Source organism: Luteibacter jiangsuensis (genome assembly GCF_030812295.1).
In the GTDB taxonomy this organism is placed as follows: Bacteria; Pseudomonadota; Gammaproteobacteria; order Xanthomonadales; family Rhodanobacteraceae; genus Luteibacter; species Luteibacter jiangsuensis_A.
On the sequence record NZ_JAUSSK010000007.1, the window covers coordinates 1 to 1,427 of the forward strand.

Annotated in this window: 1 pseudogene; it reads left to right on the top strand. The window is 69.8% G+C overall.

The annotated features are described in order from the left end of the window. Positions 1 to 1,427, top strand: a pseudogene (locus J2T07_RS19095) (ESPR-type extended signal peptide-containing protein); the annotation flags it as partial.

Here is a 1,427-nt window from a genome sequence, read left to right on the forward strand (position 1 = left end):
TATGCGGATCGCGACAACACGGTCTCGGTCGGCGACGTGGGCAGCGAGCGGCAGGTCACCAACGTGGCGGCCGGTACCGAGGCCACCGATGCGGTGAACAAGGCGCAACTCGACTCATCGGTGAGCGATGCGACCCGCTACTTCAAGGCCACGGGCAATGACGACGGCTCCGACGATGCGCAGGCCACCGGACAGTATGCGACGGCGTCGGGCTCGGGTGCCTATGCGGGCGCCGACGGGGCGAGTGCGTTCGGCGGTGGCGCGGTCGCCACAGGGTCGAATGCGACGGCGACCGGCAGCGGAAGTGTCGCCACGGGACAGAACAGCGCGTCGTACGGCGCGGGTGCGCAGGCCAATGGTCCGGGTAGCGTCGCGGTCGGTGGCGTCGCAGTGAATGAAGACGGCGATCCGCTGGTGACCAACCAAGGCGTCCCGGTCGACACGGCGGCGACGACGGCTGCGGTCGGTGGCACGGCGATCGGCGCGAGCGCGCAGGCTGGCGGCTTCGCTTCCTCCGCGATCGGCGTGGGCGCATACGCCAGTGGTGCACAAGGGACGGCGGTGGGCGCGGTCGCCAATGCGATCGGCGATTACTCGACGGCAATCGGCACGCAGAGCGCCGCGACCGGCGCGAGCAGCGTCGCCGTCGGTGAATCGTCGCAGGCGACGGGTGAGGAAAGCGTGGCGGTGGGTGGAACGGCCTACGGCGGCTTCGTTCCCACACTCGCAAGTGGTATCGGGTCGTCGGCCTTCGGCGCAGGCGCATGGGGCTCGGCCGATTACAGCACGGCGATCGGTTGGTCGAGCACGGCCGATCATCTCAATGCCACGGCGGTCGGCGCGAACGCCGGTGCGCTCGATGTCGGCGCGGTCGCGGTCGGCTTCCTGAGCCGCGCCATCGGCGTGCAGACGACGACGGTCGGCACCAACTCCTTCGTCTGGGGCGACAACGCCTCGGCCTACGGCAGCAACACCTTCATCAACGGCAACAATGCGACGGGCCTGGGCGCCAGCTCCAGCATCGATGGCGAAAACAGCACGGCGGTGGGTGCGAACACGTCGGTCACGGGTAGCGGTTCCACGGTGACCGGCGAAAGCAGCACGGCCATCGGTGACGAGTCGACGGCGAACGGCCATGGCGCCATCGCCAGCGGTTACGGCGCCTCCGGCTTCGGTGCGGGCAGTTTCGCCAGCGGCGACTACACGACGGCCGTGGGGCAGGGCGCGGTTGCGCAAGGCACCGGCTCCTCGGCGATCGGCAGCGGCGCGAGCACGAACGCCGATTTCGCCACGGCGAGCGGCTATGGCTCGGTGGCATCGGGACAGAACAGCGCCGCCTACGGTTCGGGTGCGCAGGCATCCGCCAACGGCGCGACGGCGATCGGCGGGCAGGCGCTGGACGAGGACGGCAATCCGTTGATCACGTA